Origin of the sequence: Mucilaginibacter rivuli (assembly GCF_019391655.1) — a bacterium.
GTDB lineage: Bacteria > Bacteroidota > Bacteroidia > Sphingobacteriales > Sphingobacteriaceae > Mucilaginibacter > Mucilaginibacter rivuli.
Genome location: NZ_JAHXPQ010000002.1, coordinates 660,774 through 678,005 on the forward strand (window position 1 = coordinate 660,774; position 17,232 = coordinate 678,005).

Annotated in this window: 15 protein-coding genes; 8 read left to right on the forward strand and 7 right to left on the reverse strand. The window is 41.4% G+C overall.

All coding sequences use genetic code 11. The features are described from left to right. Positions 1-178 precede the first annotated feature (178 nt). Complete coding sequence (locus KXQ82_RS06660) at positions 179-469, forward strand: hypothetical protein (protein WP_219487373.1); 291 nt, start codon at positions 179-181, stop codon at positions 467-469. Between the two features lie 4 nt (positions 470-473). Then, positions 474-1,598, forward strand: a complete 1,125-nt coding sequence (locus KXQ82_RS06665; RefSeq protein ID WP_219487374.1) for a hypothetical protein — start codon at positions 474-476, stop codon at positions 1,596-1,598. A gap of 3 nt (positions 1,599-1,601) precedes the next feature. Here KXQ82_RS06665 and KXQ82_RS06670 read toward each other — a convergent pair whose 3' ends face one another. Next, positions 1,602-2,891 carry a DUF4403 family protein gene (locus tag KXQ82_RS06670; protein ID WP_219487375.1) on the reverse strand — a complete coding sequence of 430 codons (1,290 nt, stop codon included), beginning with the start codon at positions 2,889-2,891 and terminating at the stop codon, positions 1,602-1,604. 158 nt (positions 2,892-3,049) lie between these two features. Here KXQ82_RS06670 and KXQ82_RS06675 point away from each other — a divergent pair, with 158 nt between their 5' ends. Further along, the gene (locus tag KXQ82_RS06675; protein WP_219487376.1) at positions 3,050-3,658 is read left to right on the forward strand and encodes a DUF2238 domain-containing protein; all 609 of its coding nucleotides are present in this window, start codon (positions 3,050-3,052) and stop codon (positions 3,656-3,658) included. Between the two features lie 45 nt (positions 3,659-3,703). On the opposite strand, the gene KXQ82_RS06680 is transcribed toward KXQ82_RS06675, so the two are convergent. Beyond that, complete coding sequence (locus KXQ82_RS06680; protein WP_219487377.1) at positions 3,704-4,288, reverse strand: DUF4142 domain-containing protein; 585 nt, start codon at positions 4,286-4,288, stop codon at positions 3,704-3,706. 253 nt (positions 4,289-4,541) lie between these two features. Between KXQ82_RS06680 and KXQ82_RS06685 the strand changes: the two genes are divergently transcribed. Both KXQ82_RS06685 and KXQ82_RS06690 read left to right on the forward strand, forming a co-directional pair. Continuing rightward, complete coding sequence (locus tag KXQ82_RS06685; RefSeq protein WP_219487378.1) at positions 4,542-6,014, forward strand: right-handed parallel beta-helix repeat-containing protein; 1,473 nt, start codon at positions 4,542-4,544, stop codon at positions 6,012-6,014. Between the two features lie 336 nt (positions 6,015-6,350). After that, positions 6,351-6,878 carry a hypothetical protein gene (locus KXQ82_RS06690; RefSeq protein ID WP_219487379.1) on the forward strand — a complete coding sequence of 176 codons (528 nt, stop codon included), beginning with the start codon at positions 6,351-6,353 and terminating at the stop codon, positions 6,876-6,878. 26 nt (positions 6,879-6,904) lie between these two features. On the opposite strand, the gene KXQ82_RS06695 is transcribed toward KXQ82_RS06690, so the two are convergent. Then, complete coding sequence (locus tag KXQ82_RS06695; RefSeq protein WP_219487380.1) at positions 6,905-10,186, reverse strand: glycosyl hydrolase; 3,282 nt, start codon at positions 10,184-10,186, stop codon at positions 6,905-6,907. Between the two features lie 247 nt (positions 10,187-10,433). Between KXQ82_RS06695 and KXQ82_RS06700 the strand changes: the two genes are divergently transcribed. After that, on the forward strand, positions 10,434-10,817 hold the full coding sequence (locus KXQ82_RS06700; RefSeq protein WP_219487381.1) for a hypothetical protein: 384 nt from the start codon (positions 10,434-10,436) through the stop codon (positions 10,815-10,817). A gap of 299 nt (positions 10,818-11,116) precedes the next feature. Next, positions 11,117-11,956, forward strand: coding sequence for a DUF2911 domain-containing protein (locus KXQ82_RS06705; protein WP_219487382.1), 840 nt, complete (start codon positions 11,117-11,119; stop codon positions 11,954-11,956). Between the two features lie 107 nt (positions 11,957-12,063). On the opposite strand, the gene KXQ82_RS06710 is transcribed toward KXQ82_RS06705, so the two are convergent. From KXQ82_RS06710 to KXQ82_RS06725, 4 genes are all read right to left on the reverse strand, one after another. After that, positions 12,064-12,264 (reverse strand): hypothetical protein, encoded by a 201-nt coding sequence (locus KXQ82_RS06710; RefSeq protein ID WP_219487383.1) that lies wholly within the window; start codon positions 12,262-12,264, stop codon positions 12,064-12,066. A gap of 87 nt (positions 12,265-12,351) precedes the next feature. Continuing rightward, the gene (locus tag KXQ82_RS06715) at positions 12,352-14,694 is read right to left on the reverse strand and encodes a glycoside hydrolase family 127 protein (RefSeq protein WP_219487384.1); all 2,343 of its coding nucleotides are present in this window, start codon (positions 14,692-14,694) and stop codon (positions 12,352-12,354) included. A gap of 91 nt (positions 14,695-14,785) precedes the next feature. Further along, positions 14,786-15,754, reverse strand: a complete 969-nt coding sequence (locus KXQ82_RS06720) for an MBOAT family protein (protein ID WP_219487385.1) — start codon at positions 15,752-15,754, stop codon at positions 14,786-14,788. Further along, the gene (locus tag KXQ82_RS06725) at positions 15,754-16,179 is read right to left on the reverse strand and encodes a hypothetical protein (RefSeq protein WP_219487386.1); all 426 of its coding nucleotides are present in this window, start codon (positions 16,177-16,179) and stop codon (positions 15,754-15,756) included. Before KXQ82_RS06725 ends, KXQ82_RS06720 begins: the two co-directional genes overlap by 1 nt. A 236-nt stretch (positions 16,180-16,415) precedes the next feature. On the opposite strand from KXQ82_RS06725, the gene KXQ82_RS06730 reads away from it, so the two are divergent. Beyond that, on the forward strand, positions 16,416-17,186 hold the full coding sequence (locus KXQ82_RS06730; protein ID WP_219487387.1) for a sterol desaturase family protein: 771 nt from the start codon (positions 16,416-16,418) through the stop codon (positions 17,184-17,186). Positions 17,187-17,232: the final 46 nt, after the last annotated feature.

Sequence of the window (17,232 nt, forward strand, 5' to 3'; positions counted from 1 at the left end):
AATAAATTATTTTATTAACTAACAGGAAAGTTGGTGATAGTTGATATTAAACAGGTATATAATTAAATATACCGTAAAAACACCTTGTAAATTCAGGTATTATTACCCGGTTTTATAGGTTATGCTTAAAATATCTTTGATATGTAAATGTAAGTATTAACCTTAAAACCAAACAGATATGTCACAGATTGTATTACATGGCGATTTTACCGGAGGTACCGGTGCTGTTGCCTGGGATGTTGCCGGAATAAATAATGGTTACCACGCTCATCATGTTGAAAACGGAAGTTTTAATAGCCCTATAACGCTTCCGCCGGGTTTGTATAATGTTGTGTTGCAAGGTAGTTGCGCGGGCTCCCTCAGGTTTAATATACAAGGGAATATCAACTTTTGCTCGCCACCGGTGCCTGATGATATTGACGGGAGCGGCAGTGTTTTTAACAGGGGGTATACAATACATGTAATTTGAATTTATGAAAAAGATACTTTCAATTATGGTATTAACAGCCATATGCAAAATAGCATGCGCACAGGTTGTAAAAGATAGCGTGCGGATAAGCGATATGAATAATGCCAAAACAGCAAGCAGGAGCGAAGTATTATCGAATTTGTTTGTTGCACTAACAAGTTCTTCGAGTCAATCCGACGGCGAGATAAGCTTTAAGGCTACTCCGTTCGGTATCGCTTCGATATTTGATAAGAGCTGGAAAAGTGACAAGAACTATATTAAATATAAAACATTGCGCAACATTGAATTAAATACTGCTTTAACTCCTGTCGAAAACTCGCTTACCCAGTTTAAACAGGGAAGCCTGGGGCTAACCATTGGACTGATTAATAAAAGTGATAAAACACTCGCAAATTATTTTGCTATAGGTGATGTGTTTGCCGATTTTGCAGCTAAACGAAATATTGCAACCAGCAAAGCAATAGCGCAATTTGTACCGGGTAGTGATAAGCAAATTGAAAAGCTGATAAAAATAAATGCCTCGATAGCTAAATTTTTTGAGAGTAAGGATGCGAACGACCTTGATGCTGATTTTTCAAAAGAACTGCAAATACTGATAGGTGGCGGAAGCGTGAAAAATTACGCTTTAACAGCCGATGAGCGGGTTAAAAAGCTGATGAGAGAGGTAAGCAACGGATCGTTGGTGACATTTACGCCGAACATTAAATATAACCTGCAAAAAGGCATGGCCGAAGCAATTACTTATAAAGCTGATTGGCAATTTGGAATAGTGAACAGTATTGAAAAAAAACCATGTATGGTTGAATTTTCAGGAACACTCAAAACCGAACGCGATACGCTTAACACTACAGCTAACTTAAGCCACGTAAGCGCTACAGGAACCGGGGGGATGAATTTTGTTTTGAGACAGGATGAGAAACAAAAATCGACACTTGAACTAAAGCCATATTTTGAATATACAAGGGTGTTTCAGTCAAAATATGAAAAGGAAGATGTTGACGGTTATAAAGCAAACCTTACGCTGCGGCTTAGGTTAACTGATGATACCTGGCTGCCGCTAACTGTAAAGGTAGACTTGGTTAAACCCAAATTACTTGGCTTTTTAACAATATTCTGGATTGTTAAATAGTATTTACATTACCATCCGTACCTTAATACTCCCTGTAGATAAGGTGCGGATGATGAGTTTTTCGCTCGTTGGATAAATGGTTTGTATATCAAGTTCTTTAATGGATACTTCTGAGCGAATGTTGTTACCCATATCGCGCGTAAGCTGGCTTTGTAGTTTGCCTTTGTTTTCGGTTAGGAATTTGGTGAAATTATAGGTCGCTTTTTTCCGGATGGCATCAGTTATTTTACCGCTGAACATCCATTTGGCAGCTTTTAATATCCAGGCCTTACTTTGCAGATCGAAGGTTAGATCGGGGAAAGATAGTTCATGCGTAACATTATTGTAAGTAGGTGTGCCCACAAGGTAAACGGTACCCGTGTTGGAGCCTTTAAAATCAACCTGCAGGGCAATTTGTTTGCCTATTCCGGTTACTTTAATATCATCAACAATAAAGGTTTTACCCGCAATATCTGTAGTTTGGCCAACCACCTGTTGCTTTATCATGTTGCTGAGGTGATCATAATTCTCAACCAGGTCCAAATAGATGTTAAAGCCGTTTGCCGGGATATAAGTGCTTAAATTAGGCAATGGTTTTACCGGCTGAGGGCTGCTTATGGTAGTAACTACCGGTTTTGCCGATAGGCCAACCGAAAAATTGAGTACTGATCCGCTTAGGTTAAAACTGCTTAGCCTTACTGCCTGCGGGTTAATGTTAAGAAAACCAATATCACCCATTTTAAATTCGGTGGTAAGGTTTTTCCATAATTGCTCAATGGTTGGCCTTATGTTGTAAGCCGCAATTTTGGTATCAACCTGTTTCCCCAGATCATTTAGTGGTGTGCTTATATAGCTTATCAGCCTGTCGGTAACATCAATATTGCCAAAAAGTACATTACAACGATTAATAGGTTTTGGTGCCGGATACAATATCGTTTTAGATTGTAAACGAAAATCGGGCAACACGTTTATGGTTGATTGATACGATATTTCCATCTTACGTGGTAGTTCATTGCCCATACCGCATTGTGCCGAAACAACAGGCACAAGGCATTGCGCACCTGAACCAAATAAAGTTCCGCATTTAGCGCAGTATGATGCGATGAAGCCATAGTTACCCATAAATTTCAGGTTCACAACGTTATTGCTGCCTGTAATATTAAACGGACTGCGGGTAAATGTATATTCATAACGCAGGCCCTGGCATGGCTGCTGGTTATCTGAAAATTTAACTGGTACCGAGTTCTCCGCCTGCACAAAATAGCTTTTTAACTCCGCCGAAACCGGTATCTCGATATTAGAGACAGGTTGCACTATTTTAGGAATATCAATACCCGTGTTAGCAGGGGCGTTAGGCTTTAGTACAGTACTAAAGGCAATAATAACATGATAATGAACTGCTTAATTTTTGATAAGATATTCGGCTGCATAACCGTAAAAATAATAAAGGTTTTAATTTTATATATTCGGATATGAAAAAATACCTGGCCTTGGTTATCTTGTTCTTTGCGGGCCTCATTGTTTCGGCAGTTAACTGCCATGATTACTTTACCTGGATATTAGAAGTAGTACCGGGAATAATTGGTTTTTTGATATTGTTGCTTACTTTCAAGCGCTTTACATTCACCTATTTAACCTATGTTTTTATTTTGGTGCATTGCTATATCTTATTTATTGGCGGGCATTACACTTATGCCAAAGTGCCATTATTTGATTGGATACGGGAGGTACTGCATCAATCGCGCAATAACTATGATAAGGTAGGGCACTTTTTTCAGGGTTTTGTGCCTGCTATGATAACGAGGGAGCTGTTTATCCGGTCGGATGTGTTTAATAAAAAAGGATGGATCCCGTTTTTAACGGTATGTGTGTGCTGTACCATCAGTATGTTTTACGAATTTATAGAATGGTTTGTATCGGTTACTTCAGGTAGCTCCGGCGATTCATTTCTGGGTACACAAGGCGATATCTGGGATACACAATCTGATATGTTATCAGCCACAATAGGAGCGGTATGTATGGTTTTATTGTTAGGGAAATTACAAGATAAGCAAATAGCCAAAATTAAGAAAGCTGCTTAATAAAAAAGGGTAACCGATTGGCTACCCTTTTATTTCGGGGACTCGTTATTTTAAACCGTCATGTATCTTATTGATAGCATCGAGGTGTGTTTTAACAGTTGGTGCTGTTTTGGCGGCAAAAGCTTTTAACTCAGTATCTTTACCATCTTTAGCTTCATCATTCAGCAGGTCGAGTGTTTTTTTGTGACCGTCAACCATCGCGTCAACGTAAGCTTTATCAAACTCTGTACCGTTAAGTTTGCTCAGGTCATCCATTTTTTTCTGATGGTCTTCATCAACCGTAGCAGGTAATGTGATATTTTTTGCTTTGGCAATAGCCATTAGTTCTTCATTTGCTTTACCATGGTCCGTCACCATCATATTGGCAAAATCTTTAACGGCAGCGTTTGAAGTTTTTGTAAGGGCCAGTTTACCTAAAGCTACTTCTGCCATTCCGCCATTGGCTGCTGCTGTAGCAAATTTAGCATCATCGTTTGTTACAGCAATGCCGCCTGTATTCATTGCATTAGTTGTGGTGTCTTTGGTTTTGTTTAAACTATCGGCAGTTTCTTTAGCGTCTTTGTTGCCGTTACACGCCTGGAAAGCAAAAGCGGCAGTGGCGATCATCATAACATACATAACTTTTTTCATAGGATTAATTTATTTTTGTTTGAGTTAATAACATCATCTTTTAAAATAAGTTTTTATAAAAATTAAGATGAATCCCATCAAAAAATAAAAACTGCTTTTTAAACGTATTAATGTGATTTTGGTAACATTTTCATGACAAAGCAGGACGGGGCAGGATGATAAGATGGTGTTACTTAAATAGTTTTACTTAGAACCATTTAGAGGAAGCCGAAAATCTTTAAGAGTAGGCAAAACCAATTATTGATCTATTTTAATGAAAACAAACAATTATTTGGGGAGGTTGCTCCTCAAAACTGCGGCTATTGCCCTGTTTTTTATTACAGCGAGCAGTTGTAATAAATCAGACACCCTGCAAGTGCAAAACCAACCCGATCTCTCAGGCAAAAATGTACAGAGCAGCTATGCGGCACCTTTGCATACTTACTACGTTGCGCCAACAGGCAGCGATTCAAATTCAGGTACCATGGCTTCGCCGTTTTTAACTGTGCAAAAAGGACAAAGCGTTGCCGTAGCAGGCGATCTTGTTTATCTGCGCGGAGGTACTTATACTATTCCGGCAACGCAAATAGCTTTTGATGATGGCTTGTATAGCTGCGTTACTTATCTTAATAAAAGTGGTACTGCCAGCGCACCTATAGAATACCGTGCTTACCCGGGCGAAGTACCTGTTTTTGATTATAAAAATGTTAAACCCGCCGGTAGGCGTGTTACCGCCTTTTTAGTAACAGGATCATGGATCCAAATAAAAGGCATCGAAATTATTGGTGTACAGGTTACTATTACTACACATACACAAAGCGAGTGTTTCCGTAACGAGGGTAGTAATAACGTTTATGAAGCCTGTAAAATGCACGATGGTATGGCCAATGGTTTTTACCTTACCCGTGGTGGTAATAACCTTATTTTAAATTGTGATGCCTACAACAACTGGGATAGCGTATCCGAAGATGGGCTTGGCGGTAATGTGGATGGCTTTGGCTGCCATCCTTACAAACAAGGGGTAGGCTATACAGGTAACGTGTTTAGGGGTTGCAGGGCTTGGTTTAACAGCGACGACGGTTATGATTGTATTAACGCTTTCGAAGCCATTACATTTGAGAATTGCTGGGCTTTTTATAATGGCTACTCACAATCTTTCCAAAGCCTGGGTAATGGTAACGGGTTTAAAATTGGTGGTTTTGGTACAAGTACCACACCGAGTGTACCGGCTACTATACCACGCCATACCATCAGGTTTTGTTTATCGGTACAAAATAAAGCCAGCGGGTTTTATGCCAATCATCACCTTGGCGGGAATGACTGGTATAATAACACAGCATACGATAACGCTGCCAATTATAATATGTTGAACAGGAAAGCGGATTATACTGCCGATGTACCGGGATACGGCCATACCCTGAAGAATAACCTGGGTTATTCAGGCAATTCGGAGGTGAGCAATATTAACCTGTCGCTTTGTACGCATAATAACAACTATTTTGATCTGAGCGGCTTAACCATATCTGATGCTGATTTTAGCAGTGTGGATAAGAGCATGCTTACGCAGGGACGTCATTCGGATTTTACACTCCCAACCAATACATTTTTACGTTTGGCTACCGGCAGCGACCTGATAGACAAAGGTGTAAACCTTGGCTTCACCTACACTGGCGCTAGTCCTGATCTGGGCTGCTTTGAAGTAGGTATCAATAAAAGCCCGATTGTATCAGGCCCCGTTGCGCCATAAGTTTTAGCAAGTAAGCCCTGTTTAAATGGTTCCGGGGTGTTATGTTTAAAAATAAGAGGCTACCTGTTCTGGTAGCCTCTTATTTTTTGTAGTTATCGGTAATACTCATACGGGTAATGTTGCCTTTGGCTATTGATCCTTTTATTTTATTAAGCCGGTTTGTGCCGGATATATTAAAATACTTTTTTGTTTAGATGCAATATTTAAAAATTTGGTAATTTTCTGATAGTTAAGGTGGTATTTTTTGAGATGATTATAAAAATACAATAATTGATATATTGTAAAGGTTTTTTACATATCTTTAAGTATTGTTTTATCTGCCTAAAACGTAAAAATATGCCTAACGAGTTGTCCTTATTGGGGATTTTTCATACGGTAATAAGCGTACTTGCTATATTGATAGCTTTTTATGCTTTGGCACAAAAAGGACGCATTAATCCTGCTTTTGATGCAGGCAGGTTATATTCCACATTTACCGTTGTTGCCTGCTTAACTTCATTACCTATCATGAAAACAGGGCATCCTGGTCCGCCGCATGTTTTGGCGCTTATTATACTGGCTTTATTGCCGCTGGCTATATATGCCCGGTCTATGCGGTTATTTCGAAGGAATGCCGATTATGTACAAACGGTACTCATGTCAACAACGTTATACTTATCGTTAATACCTGCAATTATCGAAACCCTGACAAGGCTTCCGCCGGATGCTCCTTTGGCTACAGGGCCAACATCATTTATTGTACAAATACTGCTCCTTATATTAACTATTCTGTATATAACCGGTGTAATTTACCAAGTGTTACAAATACGAGCGCGTAAACGTCTGTTTAAAAAACCCGATGGTATGGTTGATACCGGTTTATAAACCTTCTCATTTTTAAACCACAGGGTTTATTTAACCATAATACTAACCGGGCCCAATAATCCTGATGGATTTAAAACAGTTTTTAAACCCGCTGAGCCAAAGGCCGGCGGACCTGGACTAAGATATTTTTTATTTTCGGGTAATAATTTATCGCCGGCTATTCGGTTGCTCCATTCATTGGTTACTTTTACTATTACTGTATTATTACCTGCCTTTATCGTGTTTAGCTTTAAGCGGTAAGGGGGTTTCCATAAGGTATCAGGTTTGCTGCCATTTACTGTAACTACTGCAATATCGCCAACGCGGCCCAGGTCAAGGTACAAATTGTTGTTTTTAAGCCATTCAGGTTTAATAGCAATGGTTTTAGTATAGGTAGCTGTTCCTGAAAAGTACTTAACGGCGCTATCGGCGCTCATTGTCCATGAGGTTAATTGAGGTAATTGAAACGGTTTTTCGGGTGCACCCCAACCTGCCGGAAATTGTAATTGCCACGGGCCGGTAATGGATGCCAGTTTGTGTTCGGTACCATTTGGTTTAGCCCGTGATACAATAGTGGTATTTTTTTCGAACAGCACGTAAATAGCCTCGCGTGCGCCGAGGGATATCGGTACCGATGTGTTTGTTGCCGATATGTTATATGGAGCTGGTTCAGCATTGCCGCTATCAGCATAGTAAAACTCGGGCTCTTTGCCAATAACACGGAATTTTACATCTAAATTCTGCAGTGTATCAGTGCGGTTAACCAACAGGTATATTTCTTTATCAGCCTCGTGCCTGTGTATCCACGATACTTCTTCGAGCGGGCGGTTGGTAATTACATCGGGCATTATTCCATTGTTTTTTAATACTTTCTGTAAAGGTTGTCCCCAAATTATTTTGCCCTTTCCGTAAGTGCGTGTAGTTAAACTTTGCCCGTCAAGATCGCCCCACATATCATTGGCTATATCAGATAGCTCGGTATCCGATTCGGGATATGAGGTAAGCCCGGGTGCTTTAGTTGGTTTTGGTCCCACAACAGTGGCACCAGCCAGTACAAGGGCATTTATTTTCCGGAGCACGGGCAATGTCATTTGCCGGGTAGGCGGGAGCACCAGGATAGCGTAATTCATCCCGTCGGGCAATACCAGTTTACCACCGGCATCGGTATTCATGCGCGTAAGTAATGCATCGGCATTGATATAATCAAATGAATAACCTTCGGGTGTGGCCGGTTGTACACCTGCTCCCCAAAAGGGCATAGTTGATGGTGCACCTTCGTTAAGCAGGTAAACAATATCGGCACTATACAGGCCGCGCTGCATCATGTACGAGTTGCGGGCAAGGTAGGTCATAAATGGTCGCCCCAACTCGGCCCAGGTAATATTGCGGTTAATATGTGTGCCTACCATGGTATTGCCTGGCTTGGTATCCAGCGGCTGGTGTGCCGATGTATGAAAAACTAACCTGTTTACACCTTGTGTAAACCAGTAATCGGCAATGCGACGCAGGGTGTTAGGCGATTCATAACCACCGCCGGTATAAGCCTCAGCAGCAACCAAACCTTTCCCGTAAATATGCGATGCCGATGCTGCGCCACGCATATCTTCATAATACATGGATGATGGGTGAAGGTCTTTTACCCAAAACTCGCCCATTGGTATATCTACATATTTTTTGTTCAACAAGGCGTCTTCTATCGATTCAAGCGATACGCCACCTGCCTCGCTGTAAGTTTTCAGGCCCTGTTTGTTCAAATAATCAGTAACGGTACCATAATGGTTTTGAGCAATAAGATCGACCAGGGTGCGGCGAAAATCCCATAAAAAACGATCGCTGGTTTCGGCATTATCAACTACGTGGCCTGCCAGTACAGGTAAATAAGGTAATATGCTGTAGCCACGTAATTGCATAAAATCGGCAGGCATTTCATCTGTCCAGTTTTGAATGCCGGCCTCCCAGCTATCCATTACCATGTATTGTAAAACCTTTCCGTATAATGGGCCTAATGCCTTTTGTAAAGGGGCGGTATAAGCTTCCATGTATGCGGTAACATGCTTTTTACTCATTTTATCAACCTCGTAACCCAAGCCTGAGGGTACTGCAGGCCTGTTTTTTGAGCCAGTTAAGGCGTAGCCAAAGCGCATTATTGTCCAGTTTCCTGCAGGTGCATCCCAGTTTAGTGTTCCATCGGCAGTAAGTTTTGAGGTAAGATCAACAATGTCGGATTTTTTGATCACAGCGCCGGATAATGAAGCCGGTGTTTCTGTGCCATCATATTCAAACAAAAAATTGAAACCCGCTTTATCTTCCCAACGGTTAACACGTGCACCCGGTACCAGTTTTATTTCAGTGATCTGGTATGCAGTATCGGGCAGGGTGGTTACTTCCGAAATAACTTCTCCCGGCCTTACCGGTGCATTGGTTAGCTCAATCCGGAAATATTTAGCAGTTGTTTCCGGGAAAGAGTAAGTGCGGATATTACCACCACGATAACCCGAACGGCCCGGGATATTGGTAAGTGAATGATAAGTAATGCCATCGGTGCTGGCTTTAACGCTGCCGTAAGGGATGCCGCGCCTGCCGGCAACAGTAATGGCTTTAGCAGTAAAAGGTGTATTATATGTTAACTGCAACCATGCTTTTTTAGATTGTGCATCAGCAGGGATAGAAATACCCGTAGTTAAATTATCATCGAATAAAGTAGTGGCATTCACAGTGCCTTTTATAGTTGTAGCAGCAGGTTTATTATTGCTTTGTGCAAGATCATCGGCAGGTGTGCGGAAGGCAATAACAGCCTGGTCGTGATAAAAACCTTTACGGTTACCGTTAGGTAATAAGGGGCCTGCACCTTCGGCACTTGGCGGCTCGGGTAGTTGTTGGTGTATGGTTTTGGCTCCTTCAACCTGTGTTTCACTCCAAACCAGTTTTTTCATGGCTTGCTCGGGTTTTACCCATGGGCCGCCGGTTAAGCTCCAGCCTGCAGAAGTAAAAACAGTCATCTCCAGCTTTAGTCTCTCGGCCTCTGTAGCTGCAAATTTCACAGCATCCAGCCACTCCGGCGAGCCAAAAACCAATTTATTGGGTACAGTTTGCCCACCACCGCTGGCCACATCGGCCAGTTGCATACCCTGTATACCTACACGTTTCATCCATTCCAAATCTTTGGTGATCCCATCTTTTGTGATATTACCGTTTGTCCAGTGCCACCATGCGCGGGGCCATGCTGCTTCGGGTGGGTTTTTAAACTCGGCTTTTATATCGTTTTGCTGGGCAATAACAGGTATAGCCGATAGTAACAGCAGGGGCAATAGCAGGTGCAGTTTTGTCATGAAAATGGTATTTAGGTTTGGCTGTATAAAGATAGTATTTTGATACTTCCTGCAACTATGTACTATCTCTGTAAAGCCGTAAAACAAGGTATGTTACAACAATTTTACAACAGGGCGTGTTGTTAATATCATGCCAGCTAAAGCATAGTTGTTAATAAAATGCCATGATACTTAACAACTACTTGTTTAAGGCTTAACGGCTTCTTTGCATTGAGGCGATATTTTTGCAAAATCAAACTAAGTAAAAATGAAAGCTAAAATATTAACCTCAGCGATATTGATTTCGGGCTTTTTAACAGGAATGGCTGCATTTGCCGATATGTCGGGCAAATGGGAGGGTACGGTTATGATACCCGGCGGTAACGAAATTCCGTTAACATACGTTTTTAAAATAGATGGCGACAAACTTACCGGTAACATTGAAACCCCTGAAGGAGAGTTAGCTATAAAAGATGGTAAGGTTGACGGAAAGACCTTTACATTTGGTGTTGATGTAAGTGGCCATGCCATCAAAACATCAGGAAAGTATTATGCCGAAGCTGATTCTGTTGGTTTGGATATTGATTTTGCGGGCGACAAAACACACTCAAAATTATTAAGATCAAAACTTGATGCCGCGAACACAAAATAGTAAACCGTAATAATTAAGCAACAACTAAGGCTTTTTTATCGCAGGCGTTTTATCCTTATTATCCTCTGGTTATTATCGTTGTGATCATCGGTGTTTTGGGTGGTAGGAAATTGTTTTTTGGTTCGGCGGGTATAATTCTTTACCCAATATAAAGCTTGATATGCTGTTTAAAATGGCTGCTGTTTCAATCGGCCTTTAAGCCTTGTGTTGTCAATTTTTTATATACCCTGGTAATACTTATCTTTAACCATCCGCTACAGCGGGAAATAAAAGCCAAACATTAACTAACCAACAATAAGATGAAAAAGTACCTGTTCCTATTAGCCGCGTGTGTATTCGCTGGCACAAGCAGCCGCGCGCAGCTTACCCCACAACCCAGCTCAACTCAAACTATCACACAAGATTTTGGCCTGGGTAAAATAACGTTAACCTACTCGCGCCCAAATGTTAAGGGCCGCAAAATATTTGGCTATACCGAGCCTTATAACGCGGTGTGGCGCACGGGGGCAAACTCAGCTACTACCATCAGATTTACGGATGAAGTAATGCTGGAAGGACATCCCGTGGCGGCAGGTACTTATGGCTTGTTCAGCATACCAAGTGAGAAAGGCGATTGGACGATCATCCTGAGTAAAACCAGCAAACAATGGGGCGCATATACTTACAATGCTGCTGATGATTACCTGCGATTTACCATTAAACCGGTTAAATTGAAAGAGAATGTTGAAACCTTTACCATGCAGTTCGAAAATGTATTCCCTACTGCGGCTGATCTGCATTTAACCTGGGAGCATACCAGCCTGAGCATCCACATGACCGTGGATATTGATGCTAAAGTAATGGCTAAAATAGACTCGGCAATGCAAACGGCTAAAAAACCATATTATGCCGCAGTTATCTATTACTATAATAACAATAAAGACATGACCAAAGCCCTTGCATGGGCAGAGGAATTGCAAAAAGACAAGGGCTTTTCGCCCATGGTGCCCCGTTTGTGGAAAGCACGTGTGCAATTACGCTTAGGCGATAAAAAAGGTGCTGCCATTACCGCGCAGGAAGGTATTGATGCTGCTAAAAAAGATAAAAGTGATGAGTATATCCGTTTGAATACGGAAGTACTGACGGCTGCAAAGAAGTAGCTCTCATCAGCAAGGGTTTCTATCAGGAAGCCCTTGCTGATAAAGTAAAAGATAGGATACTTCCTTCTATAATTTATGGCGGTAAAACAAGCAATGGTGATACAATACTATCTAACTACAATAGATATTGCCTTGCTTACATCCTGCACAGAAATAGTTTCGCCGGGATGTAAAGCCCCGATGTAGTCTGCTATTGTATAAGCTAACCTGTCCAGGTGCCCTTGTTCTCTTGTAATCTTATGTTGGTTTACATAATCGCTTACATGTTTCCTTATTGTTGCAAAAGGTATTTTTCCGGTAGCTGACATAGGGTATTAGGTTAATATTCAAACAAATATAATATTTAATGCAGGTAGTTATGTGCCGTAAAATATTAAATATGTTAATCGGTTTTGCTATTTCTTTAGTAACCTCAGCTCATAAACCCCACCCGTCATCGAACCTGTAGCTGCCGCAAATTTTACGGTTAAGGTTCCGGTTGAGGTATTGACCAGTGCAGCTGGGATAGGGTAGTCTTCAGTATAAAAAGTATTACCGCGGCTGCCATCCTGTTTTATGGTAGCAATGGTTTGGTTGTTTACCAAAATTGAGAAATCGCGGTCTTTATCTCTGCCAAAATAAGTTACACGCAGGGTTGCCGCCTGTTTGGCCTTATCGGTAAATTTATAGCTAAAGAACGAACGTGTATCGCGCCAGTGCTTATCGCGGTTAACGCCCGTATTGGAGTTTTGGCTTTCGATAAAATGATCCGACTCGGGCTGTTGCTCCCCAGGGTTAACCATATCAATAACCAGGGCAGCTAATTTTGCTGCTTCGGCCTCTTCATCAGCCATCTTTTTCTGAATACTAACCAGGCTTTCCGGCGTTTCGCGTTGCCAGTAAATAATGTAGCGGTCATCATGTATTTTATAAAAAGGCACCAATGTAAGGTTGCTATACTTTGCAGGATATATCAAATTAGCTGCGCTAAAGGTTAATGGCGCCCCCGGTTTGGTTTTGATCTGGTCGGCATCATTTGTAGTATTACTTACAAACATGGGCATTTGTTGTAATGGATATAGTTTGCCTTGTGCAACATGCCCCATGCGGCTGTCGTTAGCAAAAAGACCGGTCATGTTGGTGCTATCCAGCACGGCAGCCATTACAATTGGCCCGTGTACTACCGCTTCATATTTTGAGCCGTCGGGCAATTTTTCTAAGGTATTATGCATAGGGAGCGTAACCTGTATTATGTCGCCTTTTTTCCAAACCCTGCTGATACTGATATAGCTTGATGGCTTATTAATAACATTAAATGGCTTGCCGTTGATGAGTACTTGTATCAGTCCGCCGCTTACCCATGATGGGTAACGGATATTGATGCCAAATGCACCTGCCTTAACATCGTTAATGGTAAGCGTTGTTTTTTCGCTTTCAGGGAAATTGGTTTGCTGGGTGAGGATAAGGCCTTTTTGTTTCCATGTTAATTGTGATGGGATAAACAGGTTAACAAACAGGTTAATATCATTATAAGCGTAAATAAGCTCGCTATATTTGGCATGGTTTTCCATACCTGAGCCTACGCAACACCACATGCTGGTTTCGGCCTGCGAATACACACGGTAATGGCCGGGGCGCATAGGGGTAAAGTAAACAAAACCGCCCTTGCCTGGATGTTGTGTTGAAAGGATATGGTTGTACAACGCACGTTCATAATAATCCATATAACTTACTTTCGGGTCGGATAGGAACAGCGATTTGGTAAGTTTGAGCATATTGTACGTATTGCAGGTTTCGGGCCCCTGCTCACTGCTTATCATCGACGAAAAATCGGCAGCGGGGTTAAAGTGCTCACGCACACTGTTGCCACCAATGGCTACCGTGCGGTGTGTAATAACAGTTTCCCAAAAAAAACTTGCGGCTTTATTATAGCCGGTATCCGCATTTACATCGGCAATGCGTTTAAAGCCGATGATCTTGGGTATCTGTGTATTGGCATGCAAGTTGTCTAATTTGTCCTGCCCATTTTCCAAAGGCAGTAAAATAGCCTGGTGTGAGAAACTGTAGGCGGCCTTCAGGTATTTTTTATCCCCGGTAAGGGCATAAACATCTGCCAATACTTCATTAACGCCGCCTTGCTCGGTTCGTAGTATTTCCTGCATTTTTTGTGGGGTAATACTATTGGCGATATCCACAAACCAATCGGCAAATTTTAGCAGCATGTTTTTTGCTGTTTGATTATCAGTATAAAGATACACGTCGCGAACACCAGCAAAAGTTTTATGAATGTTATAAAACGGCACCCATTTCTTTTTAAAGTCTGATAGGTCGCCGTTTTTAACCTGTGCCCAAAGTTCTTTACTCCCGGGTACACCGCCTATGTAACCATCGCCATTTTTATCCTGGCAAAGTTTAAGTTCGGCTATCATATAATTTAATCGGGCAAGCACTTTCTGATCTTGTGTTGATGCATACATCATGGCCAGGGCCGATAGGTAATGCCCGCCGATATGCCCGTCAAGGCCTGTGTTTTCCCAATTGGTATAGCTTTCGGCCTTAGGTTTCAGTCCTGCTTCGCGCAGATAGGGGGCCAATAGCCTGTCGGGCTTAAGCTCCATAATATAGTTAAGATCGGTACTTTCAGCATCTTTAAATATGCCGGGCAGTAGTTTTACTTGTTGCAAGGAGAATGCTTTTAAAGCAGTTTGCGCATTGGCAGATAAGCAGGCAAATAAAAGTACATACAAAATGTATTTCATTGGTGTTGTGTATTAGCTGGAACAGATAGGTTATAAAAGGTGAGTAAATATAAAATGTTTTTTTGACACTTAAAAATCAAAGTATAGTATATTAAATTTTTATCCCTGCCAAAGGGAAAAGTATTTGTTTTATAAATTGGGTATGAAAAAGCAAAGGTGCAGGCACCACCAGCCAAAAGAATAACCATGTACGTGCAATAACTTTGTTTTGCAGGAAAGTGATGTGATGATTGCTCATCAGTTTTTCGGACAGCACCAATGCGCCCTGCAATATGAAGTAAAGTAATGGTAAGCCATAACCGCTGCTAACCGGGACGGTCAGCGCCATTTCGTGCAGTAAGCCTGAGAACGCGAACGCAAGCATAAGCGCGATAGGGCTACCCGACTTGTTTTTCACCGGGCGAAATATAGCTATCGAGGTCATCTCGCTAAAGGCAATATTCCAGCGTTTGCTCCAAAACTCGGTTAGGCTTAAAGCTTGCGCGGGCTGTTTAAAAAGAAGGTAGGTATTAACCCCATGTAAGCGCCAGGCGCCTGCGCTGATACTGAGCAAACCAAAATGCAATATCAAACTAAATCCGATTAACAGCAGTACGCTTAGCAATGTATAGGCTAAACCATGTGGTAAATTGAACCGCATGATTTGATGCGCCAGCCAAATGATAACGAAACCCGCGATAATTCTGCTGATACCAAACCGGATCATCGCCCATGCATGGGGGAGTGGTGCCGATCCCAATGTTTGAAACGGTTGCACCCGCATACCTGCCCAGCCCGCGGCATAAACTAACCATTGCTTAAAAGAAATTGGTAATGGTGTTTTTTTATTGCTTTGTGTAGCGGCAACTACTTTCATGCCGGTAAAAGTTGTGGCAATAATAGTCAGCATACGTAATATGGGATGTGCGTTTAAGAAAATAAAATGAATAGCCAGCACTGATACAACAAGCATAAGCCAGCTTACCAATATCAGTTTACGCTGTATAATAAAATACCCAGGGATGATCAGTATTAAGTTAATGCTGATCAGGTAAATGATATTTATTAATAGGTGTTCCATTAGTTTAGTTGTTTAAGATTGATATAAAATGCCCAACTGTAAATTACACTGAGAGTAATAAATAGTAATACCAAAGCCACCTCGGCAAGTTGGTTTAATTTGCCTTTTGGAAAATCAGACCGGTCAAAATATAGGAATTGGACTAAAACCCTGGAGATCCAGTACAAGGCTATAAACCCCGTAACCAATGTTGATAGGGTAGAGGTATTAGTAATATCGCGATAAGCAAATAATGATACCAGCCCGAAGCATAGGTTAATAACAAAAATATAAGCGGCATAGGTCCAAAACATTTGTCGGATCAGCGGCCTTACATGGCTTAACTGTTCCCTCCATTTAAGCACACCCGGTATGGCAATGCTGCCGCCTGCAAGTACTATTTGTGCTAGGCCTGCCACCCTGATGAATTGTTGAAGTGTTTCCATTGCATAAAAGTTTACACAAAGATGATGATTAAAATGAACTTTCAGAAATTATTGAAAGTATATTTTAATTGCAGAGTGATCACAGCCATAGTTTACAAAATCAGGTTATTAGGCTATGATTATAAAATCCCGGATAGCAATAGATTCACTGCTCGGTTAGGTTTTTATAATACCGTATAAATACGGTATTATAATATTTGATAAGGTTTTATATTTGAAAGTATAAAACTAAAGCTATGCGTTTAGAGTATATATCATTTGCAATTATTGTATCCTGGGCCATTGCACTCACCATTATGGAGCGCATATTTCCATACCAAAAGGGTTATAAAATATTCAGGAAAGGGTATTGGATAGACTTTTTTTGGTATGCCCTGGTGCAAAACTATTTTTTGGGTATTGGTATCGCGTTTATTATCCGCTGTTTAAATAACAATGGGTCAGTATCAGGCTTGCATATCATCAGCAATTGGCCGTTGGTATGGCAGGTGCTGTTGTTTTTGGTGAGTCATGATCTGTGGCAATATTGGTTTCATCGCCTGCAACATACCAATCGCTTTTTTTGGCGCATTCATGAAGCTGCCCATGCTACACCTGTTGTGGATTGGCTTGCCGGTTCACGCTCGCACGCGCTGGAAATACTGATAGCGCAAACCATTGAGTTTGCCCCCATTATACTGTTAGGCGCCAGCCCCGAAGTTGCTATTATAAAAGGCACTATAGATGCTGTATGGGGTACGTACAACCATTCAAATATTAATGTTAAACAAGGTAAATTACTTTATGTATTTAATGGTCCGCAACTGCACCGCTGGCATCACCACCAAAATGTGCCAGGTAGCGGCTGTAATTTCTCTACCAAGTTTTCTATCTGGGATACTATTTGGAAAACTACCTATATGCCACCTAATGAACTACCCATATACGGTTTTAAGGGGATTGAGAAATATCCTGTATACAGCTATTTTCAACAGTTCATTTACGCTTTCAGAAAGTTCAGGCAATAAAAAGCCACGTAACAAATTGCTAAGTGGCTTTTTTTATTTTTTATGT